Here is a 16,175-nt window from a genome sequence, read left to right as displayed (position 1 = left end):
TCGGCTATCATGTCTTTGTGATCGCTGTGATTCCCGTGGGTTGGACTGGAGGCCGGTGCATGCGAACGAGATATGATGCACCTGATGACGCACAGGAAAACCACATCCTGTTCGATCGCTCGTCGGCGCTCGACATCGCTGCCTTCGTCGTCGATGGCGTCGATTTTTCGCCGGGTACCGCGATCCCCTCCGATGGCGATCAGCGCATCGACCGGGCGCTGGCGGGCTTTCTCTTCACCTGTGGACCCGAGCACATCCGCCATCCCGAGCCGATTGCCGGCGGCGGCGAGGGCGCACGCTATCCCTTGCACGGTTCGCTGGCCGGAACGCCGGTCAAGCACACGCACATGTCCGCCGACAGCACGCTCTGCATCGCCACCGTCGAGATCAACCTTGCCGATGGCGGCCATGCGCTCTTGGAGCGGCGCTGGCATGTGGATGCGGACCGGCACGAGGTGATGCTGGAAGACCGGCTGACCAACACCGGCGCCGATGCCTTTCCGCCGATGATGATGTACCACCTCAATATTGCCGGCCGGCTCGTTGGTGACGATACCCGCATAACCAGCCGCTCCTTTGCCGAGGGGGAGCGGGGCTGGCGCTTCAGCGAGGGCGAGAGCGCGCATTTCTGCATTCCCGCTGACGTTGGCGCGGACGGCTGGTCCGAGGTGACGCTTTCGCCGCTTGTCGGCGCCGGCGGCAAGCGGCTGACGGTGCGCTTTCGCGCCGATACCCTGCCTTATCTGCAGATGTGGCGCTGTCAGCGCGGCACGGCCGACGTCATCAGCATCGAGCCGGCGTCACATCGCCTGGCAAAGCGGCCGGAACTTGCCGGGGCCGGTGAGCTGCAGCTGCTCGAGCCCGGGCAGACGCGGACCTATGCGCTCGCCTTCGGCGTCTCCTAATGTACGTTTGGACGCGTTTGGAATTGACGCCGACGGGCACCGCGCCTACATCAGGAGCCAAGGTTTTTTGCAGGGATTAAGCGACCATGGACATCCGCCCGATCAACGATGAATACTCGGTTTCCGGCCAGATCACGGTCGAAGACCTCGACCAGATCAAGGCGCTTGGCTTCAAGTCCATCGTCTGCCATCGCCCCGATTTCGAGACGCCGGACCAGCCGACCTTCGATTCCATCGCGGCGCGCGCGCAGGAACTGGGCATTGAGACCATGCATATTCCCGTCGGCCCGATGGGCGTGACGGCGGACGCAGTTCAAAAGATGGTCGACGCCCTCGACGAATTCCAGCGGCCGATGCTCGGCTATTGCCGCTCCGGCGCCCGCTCGACAGCGGTCTTCCAGCAGACGCAACATATTCGCGGCTGAGCCGGCTCACCGCAGCATAGGGGCGCACTGCGCTCTGTGACGCCTTGCGCCTCCGGGGACGCATACCACCCCGGGGATGCGTGGCACCCCGGGCAGGCGTGACTTGATGTGCCGGTTCAACCGCGGTTCGAACAATCGACCGACGGAGGATGAGGCATGGGGGGGAATCCATCTGATCGAGCGCGAGCAGTGGGCCGAAAAGCCCGATGTCTGGCAGGGCGAGTTCCAGGGCGGTGCCTACGGTGCCGACGTCTCGGTGATGTTCTTTACGACCGACAGGATCGGCGGCGGCCCGAAGCTGCACCGCCATCCCTATCCCGAGACCTTCATCATCCGCACGGGGCGCGCGCTGTTTACCGTCGGCGATCGCAAGATCGAGGCCGAGGCCGGCCAGATCGTCGTGGCGCCGGCCAATATGCCGCACAAGTTCGAAAACCTCGGACCCGGGCGCCTGGAAACCACTGACCTGCATGTGGCCGGCGCGTTTTCGACGGAATGGCTGGAGGAGTAGAAGTCGCCGCGTCTCTGCCTGTTCAAACGATCGGCGTTTCGGGATCGGCGCTATCGCTCGAAATCAGGCTTTCGCGCAGGCCGGGTCTCGCCTCAGACGGACATCGGTGAAATCGCAGATGCGGGCAACTGATGGGCTCGGATTGGACACTCAGCGGTCATTGCGCCGAACAGATGCGATGACCTAACGCCCATAGAAGCCAAAGATGATCCGTCGACCGAAAACGGGTATCCTCTTTAAATGGTTGATCGAAACATTCCGAAATACGTTTCCGAGCAGATCAACGCGCCGATTGAACTTGGATATCGGAAGGCTGAGATTTCCTCGAACGGGAAGACGATTAGTGGGCGCGGGTGCGCCAGGCTTCATTTAGGGCCGCGAGAACGCGTTGTTATCACGGTCGAAGTTGAGGAGTATTTCGAGGCGGTGAAGATCAGCTATTCGAAAGCTGATTTGATGTTAAAGCTGGAAGGGGCCAACAATTCGACAGCCGTTATCAGTACACAGACGCGCGCGACCAACGAAAAATGTGAACTGAAGCTTCTGGCGCGTTCCGGCACTTTTGAACTGTGTCGTGACCGGCGTATTCGTCTCAAGTCGGCAATTCTTCATCTTGTGAATTTTCCGGCCTTTGTCTGCCTCTGCGAGAACTCACCTGATTTCAATTTTGAAGATGGCAACAGGCTTCGGCGGCTCGGACGCGTTGTTCTGACTCACGAAGAATGGCGGATCGAGATTCAGGAACTGCCGCATGCGCAAGAGATCGTCAAACAACTGAAAAGCGCCGGGGGTAGCGGCATCACCCACGTTGCTAAAGTTGATCGGCGCGATGGGAAGTCCTTCTCCATCTCCGCGCTGCGGCGGGTCATAGGGGATCTACACCACTTTCTTTCGTTCGCGCGCGGGCAATGGACATCGATTTTTGGCCCGGTGGGATACGATGCCAGAGATGCGATTGTCTATGAATCGTGGGGAACATTGCTTTCGGCACCGTGGCAGTCCGGCTATGCTTGGCTGGACGTTCATCACGGAGAGCATCTTGCAGAAGCCTATACTGGCTTCGTTACCATGCTGCATGCCAAGCAATTGCGCGAGGCGGTTTCTTCGGCGCTGTATTGGTATCTGCGCAGCAACCGAGGCGGGGATGGTGCAGGCATCGATAGCGGCTTGATCCTTTCGCAAGCCGCGCTAGAGCGCCTGTCAGTCGCGGTTCTTTCGTCATCAGGATCAACGATACCAAAGACAGCGGGAGACAAAATTCGTGCCGCATGTCTTGAGCTGAAAATACCGATAGCACTTCCGCGGCACCTCAAAGAGTTGCAAAAGGCAAAGCGTGCAGACGGAAATTTGTCGGACGCCATTAATATGATCGTCGGGGTCCGCAACGAACTCGTCCATCCGAAACGCCGCATGGTCGTGAAAATAGCCCCGCTAATCGTACCGTGCTGGCAGTTGGCGCAATGGTATATCGAGATGTTTCTACTGAAGCTCTCCGGATACAATGGCCGATACTCCAATCGCCTGAAGGCACAATGGGTCGGCGAAGTGGAAATTGTCCCGTGGGGCAATGAACGTAAAAGTAGCCGGAAGACTGCAAAGTAATGCTGGATCCAACGGAGGAGAACACTCTTCCCGCGTCTGATGCTTGGGCAGGAGTGTCGTCGATGGTCGCAAGTGGAGCCCTTCGTCCTTTGCGTCTTTGGGTGAACATGCAACTCAGTGTCGAATGTCACCGAATTTTTTCGTACGGCGATGTTTGATTCTGCACAGCTTCTGGTGGCAAATAGGCTCTACTAATAATTTTGAGAATATTTGACATGGCGAAAAGACCGCTGATCCAAAAAGGTGTGGCAGAACTTGAAAAGCTATTCGATCAACGGCGCGACGATTCACATTTTTTGGACAATCTGATTGAGGAGCTGTCCGAGCGAAGAACCCAACGTGCGCAAGAACTGCGGCAGCGGGCGATGCAGGCCAAGGGAACAGTTGCTCAACGATCTACGTCCCGTGTTTTAAGCCTTGAACCTGCTCGTGAAGCGCCCCCTGTCGTAACCGTCGCAGCAATGGAGCGACCTGCCCTCCCTCTAGCAGGGGCAGGCGCAGCCACCATGATGACGAACCGTCCCGCTCTTGAACGCCCCCTTGTTCACAACGATTCTGGAAACGTCCTGTCGGCATGGACGGCGATGGAAGTCTTGTCTCCTCCATCTTTCCGCAAGCCAGAGGAGCTGGCGGGCGGTGATCGATCCCGTATCGTTCATATCGACCGGGATACGCTGCCTTGGGAGAAGGGTGGTGAGAAAAGCCGCCCCAATCAGAAACTCTATTATCAGCTCATTCTCGGCAGCATTGAGATGGAAGCTGCCGTTTCGGCGTTGTTGGCGGTTTACACCGATAGCCGGGTGGAGCGCCCGCAAGCGCGCGGAGAGGCGGTGCTTGCGACGATCATGTTGGACCGGGATGGGCGTCCCGTAGAGAGCGAAGCCGTTTCCATTTCCAGTTTCGGTTGGGGAGTACCCGTGGCTCTGAGCGGCAGCCTCCGCGATCTCGGACAATGGTCGCGGACGGAAAAGGCGCTCGTGGATGGACTGACGGCAAAGACTGCCATTGCCGATAAGGACGGAAATCCGTTGCCGCTTACCCGCAAGACGATTCAAAACGCTTATGACTGGCTCGTCCAGACCATAGGTCTATCCGCGCGGTTCGCCAAGCCACCGGCGTTTGCAGTTCGGTCGTATCAGTATTTCAAGCTGCAAGACCCGCCTGAATCAATTCTGCTCAACTCGTTTTTCCTTGACGATCTGGCGACTGCACACACGCTTGTGACTTCCGGCGAGGCGACGCCAAACCTCAAACGCTACCTGGGTGCTCTTAGACCTCGCCGCCGCCGAAACCTCATGAAGGACAATCAGGCCCTCTCAGATGCGCTCGAACCTCAGAAATTTCCATTGGGATCTTGGCCGGGTGACGGGCGACATCCCCTTGCGCTCCTTCAACAATGCGCGGTCAATCTTGCCCTTCACGACCTGAAAACGGATGGCATTCTGGCGGTGAACGGTCCGCCCGGCACGGGGAAAACAACGCTCCTTCGCGATATCATCGCTGCTCTTGTCACCAAGCGGGCGGAAGTTCTCTGCGCCTATGACGAGCCGGAAAGTGCGTTCATCCACTCCGGCCAGAGGCTGAAGAAGGGGAACTCTTTCATTCACCTCTACCGCTTGGACAACAAAGTCAGGGGCTATGAGATGATCGTCGCCTCCTCGAACAACAAAGCCGTCGAGAATGTTAGCGCCGAGCTGCCGGCAATGCAGGCGATAGCCGCAGACGCCGGTGCCTTGCGATATTTCAAGACGGTGTCAGATGCGTTGCTGCAGCGCGACACCTGGGGTGCGGTCGCAGCAGTGCTCGGCAATGGCAAAAACAGGAGCGATTTCCGGCAGACCTTCTGGTGGGACGACGATCTTGGGCTCCAGAGGTATTTACAGCAGGCCACCGGCAATCCTCAGCTCATAACCGAGAAAACCGAGACAGGAACGACGCAAAGACCTCCACACATCATCATCAGGGAAGACGCGCCGGAGGATCATGACGAGGCGTTGCGGCGCTGGAAAAGAGCCCGTCAGCATTTCCGCAAAGTAGCGGCATCTTCGAAAGCGGCGATGGCTGATTTGCAGAAGGCTTATGATCTATTGCTATCCATCAGGCGGAAGCAAGAGACAGTTGACAGCCTCGCCGTCGAAATCGAGGCGATGCGCCCGGTTCTCGCGCAACTAACGCAAGACGCCCGAAATGCGGTATCCGCTTCTGAGAGTCAAAAGCAGACCGTAGAAGCGCTGAAACGGAATCAAGTCACTTCCTTGAAAGCCCGTCCAGGCTTCCTCAGCCGGCTGTTCGGCACGCCGGCCTATCGCTCATGGCGTGAGACATCCGATATCCTCTCGAAAAACCTTGCTGCAGAGAAGATGACGCTCTCACGCCTGTCGGCAGACGCCGAAGCGAAAAGGTTGGAACATGCGCGGGCGAACGGCGAACTGCAAAAAATGCAAGCCTCGAGCATCGGACTGAGCGAAGCGCTTAAGGGCGAGCGGACTATTTGCGAAGACCTTGCCCAAAAATATCCCGGTACGGTCATTTCAGGGGAGTTTTTTAACCAGCGACATCAGGAGAAGCAGAAAAGCGCGCCATGGCTGGACACAGCGACAGCGCGTTTGCGCAACGATGTTTTTGAAGCAGCGATGGCTTTGCATAAAGCATTTGTTGACGGCGCCGCAAAGCCGATCCGGCATAACCTCAACGCTCTAATGGATGGCTTCGGCACACGCTCGCTGGGAAGTCCGGAAAAGGATCGGCTGATCCCTGATTTGTGGTCAACCTTGTTCCTCTTGGTGCCGGTGGTTTCCACCACGTTTGCTTCGGTGTCCCGCATGTTCGCTAAAATCGGACCGGAATCTTTCGGCTGGCTGCTCGTGGACGAAGCAGGCCAGGCTTTACCACAGGCGGCGGTGGGCGCGTTGATGCGAACTCAACGGGCGATGGTCGTGGGGGATCCGATCCAGATCGAGCCAGTCGTCGTTCTACCTGACCAGCTGACCGAAGCGATGTGCCAGCAGTTCGGCATCGATCCGCTGATCTACAATGCGCCCGGAGCTTCTGCGCAAACATTGGCTGACAGTGCCACAGAATATTACGGAACATTTGAGACGAAGTACGGAACCCGCGAAGTCGGCGTACCTCTTCTTGTGCATCGGCGCTGCGCCGAACCAATGTTCAGCATTTCCAATTCCATCGCCTATGAAAACCTTATGGTACAGGCAAAAGTGGCAAGGCACTCTGCCATCCGGAATGTTCTTGGCCCGTCTCGATGGATCGATGTCGAAGGGCGCGGGCAGGAAAAATGGTGCCCGCAGGAGGGGGATGGGCTGCTTGTCCAACTGCGCAATCTACGGGACCAGGGATGCGCTCCCGACTTCTACGTTGTGACTCCGTTCGTTGTGGTGCAAGACCGCATGCGGGAAGCGTTGCGGACGAGCGGCTTGCTCGACGGATGGGTTGAGAGCCCGTATCAGTGGGTCAGGGATCGCGTCGGGACGGTCCACACTGTTCAGGGCCGCGAAGCGGAAGCCGTCTTTTTCATTTTGGGTGCCCCAGACATACAGCAGCGAGGCGCGCGCGGTTGGGCCGGTGGTCGCCCCAATTTACTGAACGTCGCGGCAACAAGGGCAAAGGAAGCCCTTTACGTGGTGGGCAACCGGAGTCTCTGGAAAACCGCAGGTGTTTTCCAGTCGCTTGATGACTTCCTCGACTGATCGTTCCTCGTTGCAGATTTTGTAACCCAGATCGTTACTGTTCCCAAACTGACCTAGCGAGGCGATCTATCTCTTTTTGCATGCACGGCGTTAGGGGAAGCCGCTTCGCGCTCCCCCTGGTAAAGCTCTAACCCTTCCTGATTTCGCTCAGCGTGCGTGTCGGCGTGATGGCTTCCGGGTCGAGCTTGATTTCGATGATCGCCGGCTTGCCGCTGGCGCGGGCGCGCAGGAACGCATCGGCAAACTCTTCGGTCTTTTCCACCGTCTCGCCGTGGCCGCCATAGGCGCGGGCAAGGGCGGCGAAATCCGGATTGGTCAGGTCCGTGGCGCTGACGCGGCCGGGATAATCCCGCTCCTGGTGCATGCGGATCGTGCCGTAGATGCCGTTGTTGACGACGACGGTGATAACAGGCAGGCGGTAGCGCACGGCGGTTGCGAATTCCTGGCCGTGCATCAGGAAGCAGCCGTCGCCGGCAAAGCAGATGACTTCGCGGTCCGGGTGCAGGTGCTTGGCGGCAACGGCCGCCGGCAGGCCGTAGCCCATGGAGCCGGAGGCGGGGGCGGCCTGCGTTGCGTATCGGCGGAAGCGGTGGAAGCGATGCACCCAGGTGGCGTAGTTGCCGGCGCCATTGGTGAAGATGGTATCTTCGGGCGTGTTCGCCTCGATCCAGTTCATGATCGGGCCCATGTGCACGTCGCCGGGGCCGGTTTCCGGCGGTGTCGACCACTTGAGGTAGCCTTCATGCATCGCCCTGGTGCGCACCGACCAGACCGGTTCGGCCGCGGGCGCCAGGCCTTCGAGCGCGGCGGTGAAATCGCGGGGGCTGGCGGCGATCGCCAGTTCCGGCCGGTAGACGCGGCCGAGTTCGGAAGCGTCCGGATGGATATGCACCAGCGTCTGGCGCGGGTAGGGCGCATCCATCAGCGTATAGCCGGACGACGGCATTTCGGAGAAGCGTCCGCCGACCAGAAGCACGAGATCAGCTTCCTTGATCTCTTTTGCCAGCGCCGGGTTGATGCCGATGCCGACATCGCCGGCATAGTTGGGGTGCAGGTGGTCGAACAGCATCTGGCGGCGGAAGGAGCAGCCGACCGGTAGGCTCCAGCGCTCGGCGAAGCGCTGGAATTCAGCGACGCTGTCGGCCGTCCAGCGGGTGCCGCCGAGGATGGCGATTGGGCGTTTGGCGCCTGCAAGCAACGCGCCGAGCTCCTTGATCTGGGAAGGACCCGGATGGCCCTCGACCGGCTGGTAGGGCTTTGCCGCCGGCGCTTCGGCGCGCCGCGTCAGCATGTCTTCGGGAAGCGTCAGCACGACCGGGCCCGGCCGGCCCGAGGTGGCGACCGCAAAGGCGCGGGTGACAAATTCGGGAATGCGGGCGGGATCGTCGATCTCGCCCACCCATTTGGCAACTTCGGTGAAGGCGCGGCGATATTCGATTTCCTGGAAGGCTTCGCGCTCACGCGCCTCGCTCTGTACCTGGCCGATGAACAGGATCATCGGGATCGAATCCTGCCGCGCGACATGCAGGCCGGCCGACGCATTGGTGGCGCCGGGGCCGCGCGTCACCATGCAGATGCCGGGCTTGCCGCTGAGGCGGCCCCAGGCATCGGCCATCATCGCAGCACCCCCCTCCTGGCGGCAGACGACGACATCGATGTCGGTGTCATAGAGCGCATCCAGCACCGCCAGATAGCTTTCCCCCGGTACGCAGGCGATGCGTTTGACGCCATTGGCGACGAGCGCGTCGACGACGAGCTGACCTCCAGTTTTCATGCTTTCCTCCCGATAGTCATTCTTTTGTTTTCAGACTGCTTATTTTCAGATCGCTGGCGAAACCGGAGCGATGCTCGCGGTCTTGTCGATCCGGCGTTCCCGCCAGATGATGTAGAGGCCGGAGCCGATGATGATGGAAATGCCCAGCCATTTCAGCGCGTCGGGCAGGTCGCCGAAGACGAGCCAGCCGAAGATCGTCGCCGAGACGATTTCGAGATATTGCAGCGGCGCCAGCACCGAGGCGGGGGCGGAGCGATAGGCATAGACGCCGAGCACGCCCGATATGGTGGCGGTGACGCCGACGCCGAGCAGATAGAACCAGGTGTCGCCCTCGGGCCAGACCGGATCGAACACACTCGATCCACTGCCTTCGCCCAGCCAGAGCAGAAAGAGGCAGAAGACGCCGCCCCAGATGCCGGCATGGAACTGCATCGACCAGGGATCTTCGTTCTGCGCCACCATGCGCGTCACCAGCAGGAATACGGCCAGGCCGAAGGCGGCGACGATCGGCAACAGCGCGATCAGCCCCACTTCCTGCATGCTTGGCTGGATGACCAGCAGCGCGCCGAGGAAACCGACGGCGCAGGCGGTGTAGCGCCGCCAGCCGATCGTCTCCTTGAGGAAGATGCTGCCGAGGATGGTGAGGATGATCGGCTCGACGAAGAAGATGGCGATGGCGTCGGCCACCTCCATCACCTTCAGCGTGGTGATGAACGACAGCATGGTGACGACAAGCAGGCCGCCGCGCAGCGCGTGCAGCCCGGTCTTGCGCCATGTGAGATCGAAGAGGCTGCCGCGCATAAGGACGATCGGCAGGATGAAGACGACCTGCAGCAGGAAGCGCACGGCGGTGATCTGCGCCGAGGGCACGGTTGCGATCGCCAGCTTGGCGAAGATGTCGATGAGCGGCGACAGGAGCACTGAGAGGACCATCAGCGTCAGGCCGAAGGAGATGCGGTCGTTGGTGGTCTTGGGGAGGGACATGTCTGCCATGGTGATTTCGGGTCAGGGCCTCTTGCCAGCCGCAGCCTTGGCGGCCGCGGATCGGCACCAGGCGGCAAAGTCCCCCGTTACCTTCTCCCGGCCGATTTCGTTGAGCGTCTCGTGACGCATGCCGTCATGGATCGTCACGGACACATCCGTCATGCCGCGCGCCTTCATGCGCGCACCGAGCCAGCGGATCGCGCCGCCATTTTCGGTCGACGGGTCGGCGCTGCCGCCGACGAGATGGACGGGCAAGCTGGCAGGAAGGCGCGCCAGCCGGTCTGCCCGTGCGCCGGCAAAGGCGAGCCGCATCAGGTCCAGCCACAGCGACACCGTCGCGTCGAAGCCGCAAAGCGGGTCGTCGATATATTTCGTCACCTCCGCCTCGTCGCGCGACAGCCAGTCGAAATCGGTCTTGCGATCCTTGATCGCCTGGCCCCAGGCGCCGAAGGTGAGCTTCGACAATAGCGGGCTCGGCACGTCGGAGCCCTTCAGCGCCTTTTCGATCTTCAGGATCAGCTGGCCGCCGCGCCCGGCGATACCAGGGCGAAAATTCGAGTTCCAGACGGCGAGCGCATCGTAGAGACCCGGATCGGTCTCGGCGGCGTTCAGCGCGATCAGCCCGCCCATGGAATGACCGAAGAGGATGACCGGCAGGCCCGGATGGGCCGCTGTGGCGAGCGCGCGCATGGCCTTGATGTCGGCGAACACCTTGTCGAGGCCTGCGCTGTTCGAGAACATCGCAAGCGGCGCATCTGGCGCACGGGTGGCGCCATGGCCGCGATGATCGTGGGCATAGACGTGGAAGCCGTGGCCGGCCATCGCTTCGGCGAAACGGGCGTAGCGGCCGGAATGTTCGGCCAGGCCATGGCTGATTAGAAGAATGCCGCGCGCGTCGGCGGTGGCCGGAAAGTGCCGCCAGCTCAGGTGAGCGCCTGTCGGGCTCTGATGCGTCCTCACCTGCCCGAACATGCCTTCTCCCGGACCAATCGTCAGACTCTGCCGATATCAAATCGATTTGCAGCGGAAAGGCAATCGCTGCTTGGTGATCGTTACGCATGAGGTCACAAGCGATTTCCCGGACCTGTAATTAACAGTTGCAATTTTCCCGTTTTGAGCGATATTTGTTCTCGTTTTGTTTTGCGGGAGAGTGTCATGGCATGTTGGAGTAAAGCGATTTCAAGTCCAATGACAATTGTTGCGATGGCGCTGGCGATGCTGCTTGCTCCGTCGTCCTTTGTCTTGGCACAGGACAAGGTCGACGCTGCGGCGGAAGGTGCCTCGGGCCGTACGGAATATGTGCTTGCCGTCAGCTGGCAGCCGGGTTTCTGCGAAACGCGGCCGCAGCGCAAGGAATGCGCCAGCCAGACGGCCGAGCGCTTCGATGCCACGAACCTGTCGCTGCATGGGCTTTGGCCTTTGCGCAAGAGTTACTGCGGGGTGGCCGCGGACATGCGCAGCCAGGACCGCAAGGGCGATTGGCTCGATCTGCCGAAACTTGCCATGGCCGATGATACGGCAGCGCGGTTGCTGATTGCGATGCCGGGCGTTCAGTCCGGGCTCGATCGTCATCAATGGTTGCGCAGCGGCACCTGCCAAGCGGCAGCGGTCGACGACTATTTCGCGGCGCAGCTGCGCATGCTGGACGAGCTCAACCGGTCAGCCGTCGGTGCGCTCTTTCGGGCGCGTATCGGCTCCGAGCTCGACGAGAAGGCAATCAAGCAGGCCTTCGATCAAAGTTTTGGCACTGGTGCCGGCGACCGGGTGCGCATGCGCTGCCAGACGGTTGCGGGACGCAGCGTCATCACCGGGCTGACGATCGGCCTGACCGGGGACGTGTCGGGCAAGTCCAGCCTCGCGCCGCTGATACAGGCGGCAGGGCCGACCGAGTTCAAATGCGCCAAGGGCATTGCCGACGCGGCAGGCCGCGGATAGCGGCTGACAAGCCTCACCGGCATGGGATAGGCGGGGGCAAGCGCCTTTGGCGATTGCCCCTTAGCACTAATTCGCCTACATAGCGGGCAAATTTCCTTCCCATGCGGAGCATTCCTTTATGGCACGTCAGTTCATCTATCATATGGCCGGACTTAATAAGTCCTACGGCGCGAAGAAGGTCCTGGAGAACGTTCATCTGTCGTTCTACCCGGACGCGAAGATCGGTATCCTCGGCCCGAACGGCGCCGGTAAGTCGACGGTGCTACGCATCATGGCCGGCCTCGACAAGGAATATACCGGTGAAGCCTGGATCGCCGAGGGTGCTACCATCGGTTACCTGCCGCAGGAGCCGCAGCTCGATCCGACCAAGACCGTGCTCGAAAACGCCATGGAAGGCGTTGCCGCCAAGACGGCAATCGTCGAGCGCTACAACGAACTGATGATGAACTATTCCGACGAGACGGCGGAAGAGGGCGCAAAGCTCCAGGACATCATCGACAGCCAGAACCTGTGGGATCTCGAGAGCCAGGTCGAAATGGCGATGGAAGCGCTGCGCTGCCCGCCGGGCGATGCCGACGTCACCAGCCTTTCGGGCGGTGAAAAGCGCCGTATCGCGCTCTGCAAGCTCCTCTTGTCACAGCCCGACCTGCTGCTGCTCGACGAACCGACCAACCATCTCGACGCCGAGACGATCGCCTGGCTCGAAAAGCACCTGCGCGAATATCCCGGCGCCGTGCTGATGATCACCCACGACCGCTACTTCCTCGACAACGTCACCGGCTGGATCCTCGAGCTCGACCGTGGCCGCAGCATTCCCTACGAAGGCAACTATTCCGCCTACCTCGTTGCCAAGGCCAAGCGCATGCAGCAGGAAGGCCGCGAAGAGGCGTCCCGCCAGAAGGCGATCGCGCGCGAGCAGGAGTGGATCGCATCCAGCCCGAAGGCCCGCCAGGCCAAGTCCAAGGCGCGTATCCGCTCCTATGACGAACTGGTCAACGCCGCAGAAAACCAGCGCCCTGGCGACGCGCAGATCATCATCCCGGTCGGCGAACGTCTCGGCCAGGTGGTCATCGAGATGGACGGCGTCACCAAGGGGTATGGCGACCGTCTGCTGATCGACGGCCTGTCGCTGAAGCTGCCGCCGGGCGGCATCGTCGGCATCATCGGCGCCAACGGTGCCGGTAAGACGACGCTGTTCCGCATGATCACCGGCCAGGAACAGGTCGATAGCGGTTCGATCCGTATCGGCGACACCGTGCATCTCGGTTATGTCGACCAGAGCCGCGACGCGCTCGACGGCAACAAGACCGTCTGGGAAGAAATTTCCGGCGGTGCCGAAGTCATCAAGCTCGGCAAGTACGAGATGAACTCGCGTGCCTATTGCTCGACCTTCAATTTCAAGGGCGGCGACCAGCAGCAGAAGGTCGGCAATCTCTCGGGTGGTCAGCGCAACCGCGTTCACCTCGCCAAGATGCTGAAGAACGGCGGCAACGTGCTGCTGCTCGACGAACCGACCAACGACCTCGACACCGAGACGCTGGCGGCGCTGGAAATCGCGCTGGAAAACTTTGCCGGTTGCGCCGTCATCATCAGCCACGACCGCATGTTCCTCGACCGCCTGGCGACCCACATCCTCGCCTTTGAAGGCGATAGCCAGGTCGAATGGTTCGAGGGCAACTTCGAAGACTACGAAAAGGACAAGATCCGCCGCCTCGGCCCGGATTCGGTCAACCCGAAGCGCGTCACCTACAAGCGCCTGACGCGCTAACGTTCAGGTACGTCGCGTGAACGTGGGTTTGCGCGACGTTCCGACGACACAACTCCTTAAATCGAGCTCGATTTAAGGCGAAAATCTGCAGCCAGTTTAAGCTGTGACAGCGCCGTGTGTCATACTTGACGCATGGCGTTACAAGCGCTTCGCATGCTCATGCTGTCGTCCCTAACCGCATAGGTTCAGGTGGCAAACATTCGAGCGTCGCGCGGACAATGGGCGCGCAACCGACGCTGCAGCACTTGAAACTCGATGCACGGTCTTCTCGCCAGAACGGCCGGGATCGACGGTAGCGTCCGGCTGGCGCCGCGATGAGGTTGTGGGCGTCGGCAGCCCCGTTGCGGGGGAATGACGCGACAGCCATGTGCGTGCGCAAGACGCATGCGGCCATCTGAGCCGAAGGTCAGCGACACCCGGCACGAGAAAAACATCGGCAACGGGCGGAGCGCTAGCTTCGCCCGTTCGCATGCCCGGACAGTGGAAAGCCCTGTTCCTGGAGCGGCATAGTTTGGTCTCTTCGCGCAAATCCGCTTGCGCTGCGTTCGTAAATCACATAAACATATCTTTATGTGTTGATGGGGATTGATATGGCGGAGCAGAGAGAGCTGAGTCTCGACGCGCTGGTGGATGTGCTGAAGGCTGCAGGCGAGCCGACGCGCATGCGCCTTCTCGCGCTGCTTGCGGCAGGCGATCTGACCGTCACGGATCTTACCGAAATTCTCGGACAATCGCAGCCCCGCATTTCAAGGCATCTGAAGCTCTTGGCCGAGGTTGAGCTCGTCGACCGCTATCAAGAGGGTGCGTGGGCCTATTTCCGCCTTCGCCAGGAGGGCGCCCGCGTGGCGCTGGTGCGGGCGATGCTTGCGTCCGCCACCACGGACGACGCGGTTCTGTCGCGCGATGCATCCCGGCTCGTCACCTTGAAGAAGGCGCGGGCCGAAAAGGCGCAGGCCTATTTTAGCCGCAACGCGGCCGGCTGGGATGAGCTTCGGCGGCTGCATGTCAGCGAGCGGGACGTGGAAACGGCGTTGCGCGACATGGTCGGCGACGAGCCGGTCGAAAGCCTCCTGGACCTGGGCACCGGCACGGGACGCATCCTGCAACTGTTCGAAGGGCTCTACCGACGTGGCATCGGCATCGATGCCAGCCGCGACATGCTGGCCGTCGCCCGCTCCAATCTCGACCGCGCCGGCATCACCAAGGCGTCGATCCGCCACGGCGATATCTTCAACCTGCCGCTTGACGGCCATGCCTTCGATCTCGTCACCATTCACCAGGTGCTGCATTTCCTCGAGCAGCCGGAAGCGGCGATCGCCGAGGCCGCACGCATGCTGACGCCGGGCGGACGGCTGGTGATCATCGATTTTGCCCCGCACGGGCTGGAGCACTTGCGCGACGAGCACGCCCATGCGCGGCTTGGCTTCTCGCATCAGGCGATGACCGACTGGCTGGCAAAGGCCGGGCTCGCCCTGGAAAAGACGACCGATCTGTCGCCAGAAGGCACGGACGAAGGAAAATTGACGGTGACGATCTGGCTGGCCCGCGATCAGCGGGCCGTCGAGGAGAGCGAAGCGCCACATCAGCGCATGCAAGCAGGGGGAATTTGAGAATGACGGCACAGACGCTCTATCCCGCCGAGCGCGGCAATCTGCGGCTTTCCTTCGAATATTTCCCACCCAAGACCGACGAAATGGAAGCGCAGCTCTTCCAGACTGCGGAAGACCTCTCCGTCTTTTCTCCCGCCTTCGTCACCGTCACCTATGGAGCGGGCGGCTCCACCAAGGCGCGGTCGCTGACGACGGTCAAGCGGATGATCGAGGAGAAGGGCTTTGCCAACACGGCAGCGCACCTGACCTGCGTCGGCGCGCCGACGGCCGAGGTGGACACGGTTATCGACGAGTTCCTCGCCTTCGGCGTCCGTCACTTCGTCGCGCTGCGCGGCGATCCGCAGGGCGGTATCGGCAGCACCTATCAGCCCTTTCCCGGTGGCTACGAGAGCAGTTCCGATCTCGTGCGGGCGCTGCGCGATCGCGGCGACGTCGAGATCTCGGTGTCGTCCTATCCGGAAAAACACCCGGAAAGCCCTGACGTGGCGGCCGACATCGACATGCTGAAGCGCAAGGTGGATGCGGGCGCGACGCGGGCTCTGACCCAATTCTTCTTCGACAACGACGATTTCGAGCGCTACCTCGAGCGCGTCCGCCGTGCAGGCATCGAGATCCCGATCGTGCCGGGCATCCTGCCGATCAACAACCTGTCACAGGTGCAGAAGTTCGCCGGCCTTTGCGGAGCCAGCGTTCCGGAGGTGATCGTCACCCGCCTCTCGCATCTGGAAGGCCAGCCGGCGGAGCGCTTCAAGGAGGCGACGCATATCGCCGCCGAGCAGATCGTCGATCTTGCCCGGCGCGGTGTCAGGGACTTCCACCTTTATACGATGAACCGCTCGCCGCTGATCACCGCCGTCTGCGATCTCGTCGGCTTCGAGCGTGCCGACGAGATGTCACGAGCCGAGGAAATCTCGCTTAAGGCGGTTGCCGGAGCGGCAGCCTGATCGGAAAAACACG

The 16,175-nt window shown here is 61.1% G+C and carries 12 protein-coding genes; 9 read left to right on the top strand and 3 right to left on the bottom strand.

The annotated features are described in order from the left end of the window. Positions 1-59: 59 nt before the first annotated feature. From BC363_RS01345 to BC363_RS01325, 5 genes are all read left to right on the top strand, one after another. A complete protein-coding gene (locus BC363_RS01345; protein WP_065786754.1) occupies positions 60-905 on the top strand; it encodes a DUF4432 family protein in 846 nt (281 codons plus the stop codon). An 86-nt stretch (positions 906-991) separates the two neighbouring features. Then, the gene (locus BC363_RS01340; protein ID WP_065786755.1) at positions 992-1,330 is read left to right on the top strand and encodes a TIGR01244 family sulfur transferase; all 339 of its coding nucleotides are present in this window, start codon (positions 992-994) and stop codon (positions 1,328-1,330) included. A gap of 106 nt (positions 1,331-1,436) precedes the next feature. Next, complete coding sequence (locus tag BC363_RS01335; protein WP_083223729.1) at positions 1,437-1,841, top strand: cupin domain-containing protein; 405 nt, start codon at positions 1,437-1,439, stop codon at positions 1,839-1,841. A gap of 240 nt (positions 1,842-2,081) precedes the next feature. After that, positions 2,082-3,443, top strand: a complete 1,362-nt coding sequence (locus BC363_RS01330; protein ID WP_065786756.1) for a hypothetical protein — start codon at positions 2,082-2,084, stop codon at positions 3,441-3,443. A gap of 215 nt (positions 3,444-3,658) precedes the next feature. Continuing rightward, positions 3,659-7,147 carry an AAA domain-containing protein gene (locus BC363_RS01325; RefSeq protein ID WP_065786757.1) on the top strand — a complete coding sequence of 1,163 codons (3,489 nt, stop codon included), beginning with the start codon at positions 3,659-3,661 and terminating at the stop codon, positions 7,145-7,147. Between the two features lie 127 nt (positions 7,148-7,274). Here BC363_RS01325 and BC363_RS01320 read toward each other — a convergent pair whose 3' ends face one another. Genes BC363_RS01320 through BC363_RS01310 form a run of 3 tightly spaced genes read right to left on the bottom strand, consistent with a single transcriptional unit; the run spans position 7,275 to position 10,877 of the window. Beyond that, positions 7,275-8,921, bottom strand: a complete 1,647-nt coding sequence (locus BC363_RS01320) for a thiamine pyrophosphate-binding protein (protein WP_065786758.1) — start codon at positions 8,919-8,921, stop codon at positions 7,275-7,277. A gap of 45 nt (positions 8,922-8,966) precedes the next feature. Further along, on the bottom strand, positions 8,967-9,914 hold the full coding sequence (locus tag BC363_RS01315; RefSeq protein WP_065786759.1) for a DMT family transporter: 948 nt from the start codon (positions 9,912-9,914) through the stop codon (positions 8,967-8,969). Positions 9,915-9,926: 12 nt separating this feature from the next. Further along, a complete protein-coding gene (locus BC363_RS01310; protein WP_065786760.1) occupies positions 9,927-10,877 on the bottom strand; it encodes an alpha/beta hydrolase in 951 nt (316 codons plus the stop codon). A gap of 216 nt (positions 10,878-11,093) precedes the next feature. On the opposite strand from BC363_RS01310, the gene BC363_RS01305 reads away from it, so the two are divergent. From BC363_RS01305 to metF, 4 genes are all read left to right on the top strand, one after another. Continuing rightward, the gene (locus BC363_RS01305) at positions 11,094-11,840 is read left to right on the top strand and encodes a ribonuclease (protein WP_083222389.1); all 747 of its coding nucleotides are present in this window, start codon (positions 11,094-11,096) and stop codon (positions 11,838-11,840) included. A gap of 118 nt (positions 11,841-11,958) precedes the next feature. Beyond that, positions 11,959-13,608, top strand: a complete 1,650-nt coding sequence (ettA, locus tag BC363_RS01300; protein WP_065786762.1) for an energy-dependent translational throttle protein EttA — start codon at positions 11,959-11,961, stop codon at positions 13,606-13,608. A gap of 590 nt (positions 13,609-14,198) precedes the next feature. Further along, positions 14,199-15,218: a metalloregulator ArsR/SmtB family transcription factor gene (locus BC363_RS01295; protein WP_065786763.1), complete on the top strand. Its 1,020-nt coding sequence runs from the start codon at positions 14,199-14,201 to the stop codon at positions 15,216-15,218. Positions 15,219-15,220: 2 nt separating this feature from the next. Then, complete coding sequence (gene metF, locus BC363_RS01290; RefSeq protein ID WP_065786764.1) at positions 15,221-16,162, top strand: methylenetetrahydrofolate reductase [NAD(P)H]; 942 nt, start codon at positions 15,221-15,223, stop codon at positions 16,160-16,162. The last annotated feature ends 13 nt before the right edge of the window (positions 16,163-16,175 follow it).

The organism is Ensifer sp. LC384 (assembly GCF_001695865.1).
Lineage (GTDB): Bacteria > Pseudomonadota > Alphaproteobacteria > Rhizobiales > Rhizobiaceae > Ensifer.
The sequence above is the reverse complement of the archived record's forward strand: the minus strand, read 5'-3'. Positions and strand labels throughout refer to the sequence as shown.

Coding starts and splice junctions, on each gene's coding strand:
- BC363_RS01345 (WP_065786754.1), top strand. CDS start 60: ATGCGAACGAGATATGATGCACCTGATGACGCACAGGAAAACCACATC.
- BC363_RS01340 (WP_065786755.1), top strand. CDS start 992: ATGGACATCCGCCCGATCAACGATGAATACTCGGTTTCCGGCCAGATC.
- BC363_RS01335 (WP_083223729.1), top strand. CDS start 1,437: ATGTGCCGGTTCAACCGCGGTTCGAACAATCGACCGACGGAGGATGAG.
- BC363_RS01330 (WP_065786756.1), top strand. CDS start 2,082: ATGGTTGATCGAAACATTCCGAAATACGTTTCCGAGCAGATCAACGCG.
- BC363_RS01325 (WP_065786757.1), top strand. CDS start 3,659: ATGGCGAAAAGACCGCTGATCCAAAAAGGTGTGGCAGAACTTGAAAAG.
- BC363_RS01320 (WP_065786758.1), bottom strand. CDS start 8,921: ATGAAAACTGGAGGTCAGCTCGTCGTCGACGCGCTCGTCGCCAATGGC.
- BC363_RS01315 (WP_065786759.1), bottom strand. CDS start 9,914: ATGGCAGACATGTCCCTCCCCAAGACCACCAACGACCGCATCTCCTTC.
- BC363_RS01310 (WP_065786760.1), bottom strand. CDS start 10,877: ATGTTCGGGCAGGTGAGGACGCATCAGAGCCCGACAGGCGCTCACCTG.
- BC363_RS01305 (WP_083222389.1), top strand. CDS start 11,094: ATGACAATTGTTGCGATGGCGCTGGCGATGCTGCTTGCTCCGTCGTCC.
- ettA (WP_065786762.1), top strand. CDS start 11,959: ATGGCACGTCAGTTCATCTATCATATGGCCGGACTTAATAAGTCCTAC.
- BC363_RS01295 (WP_065786763.1), top strand. CDS start 14,199: ATGGCGGAGCAGAGAGAGCTGAGTCTCGACGCGCTGGTGGATGTGCTG.
- metF (WP_065786764.1), top strand. CDS start 15,221: ATGACGGCACAGACGCTCTATCCCGCCGAGCGCGGCAATCTGCGGCTT.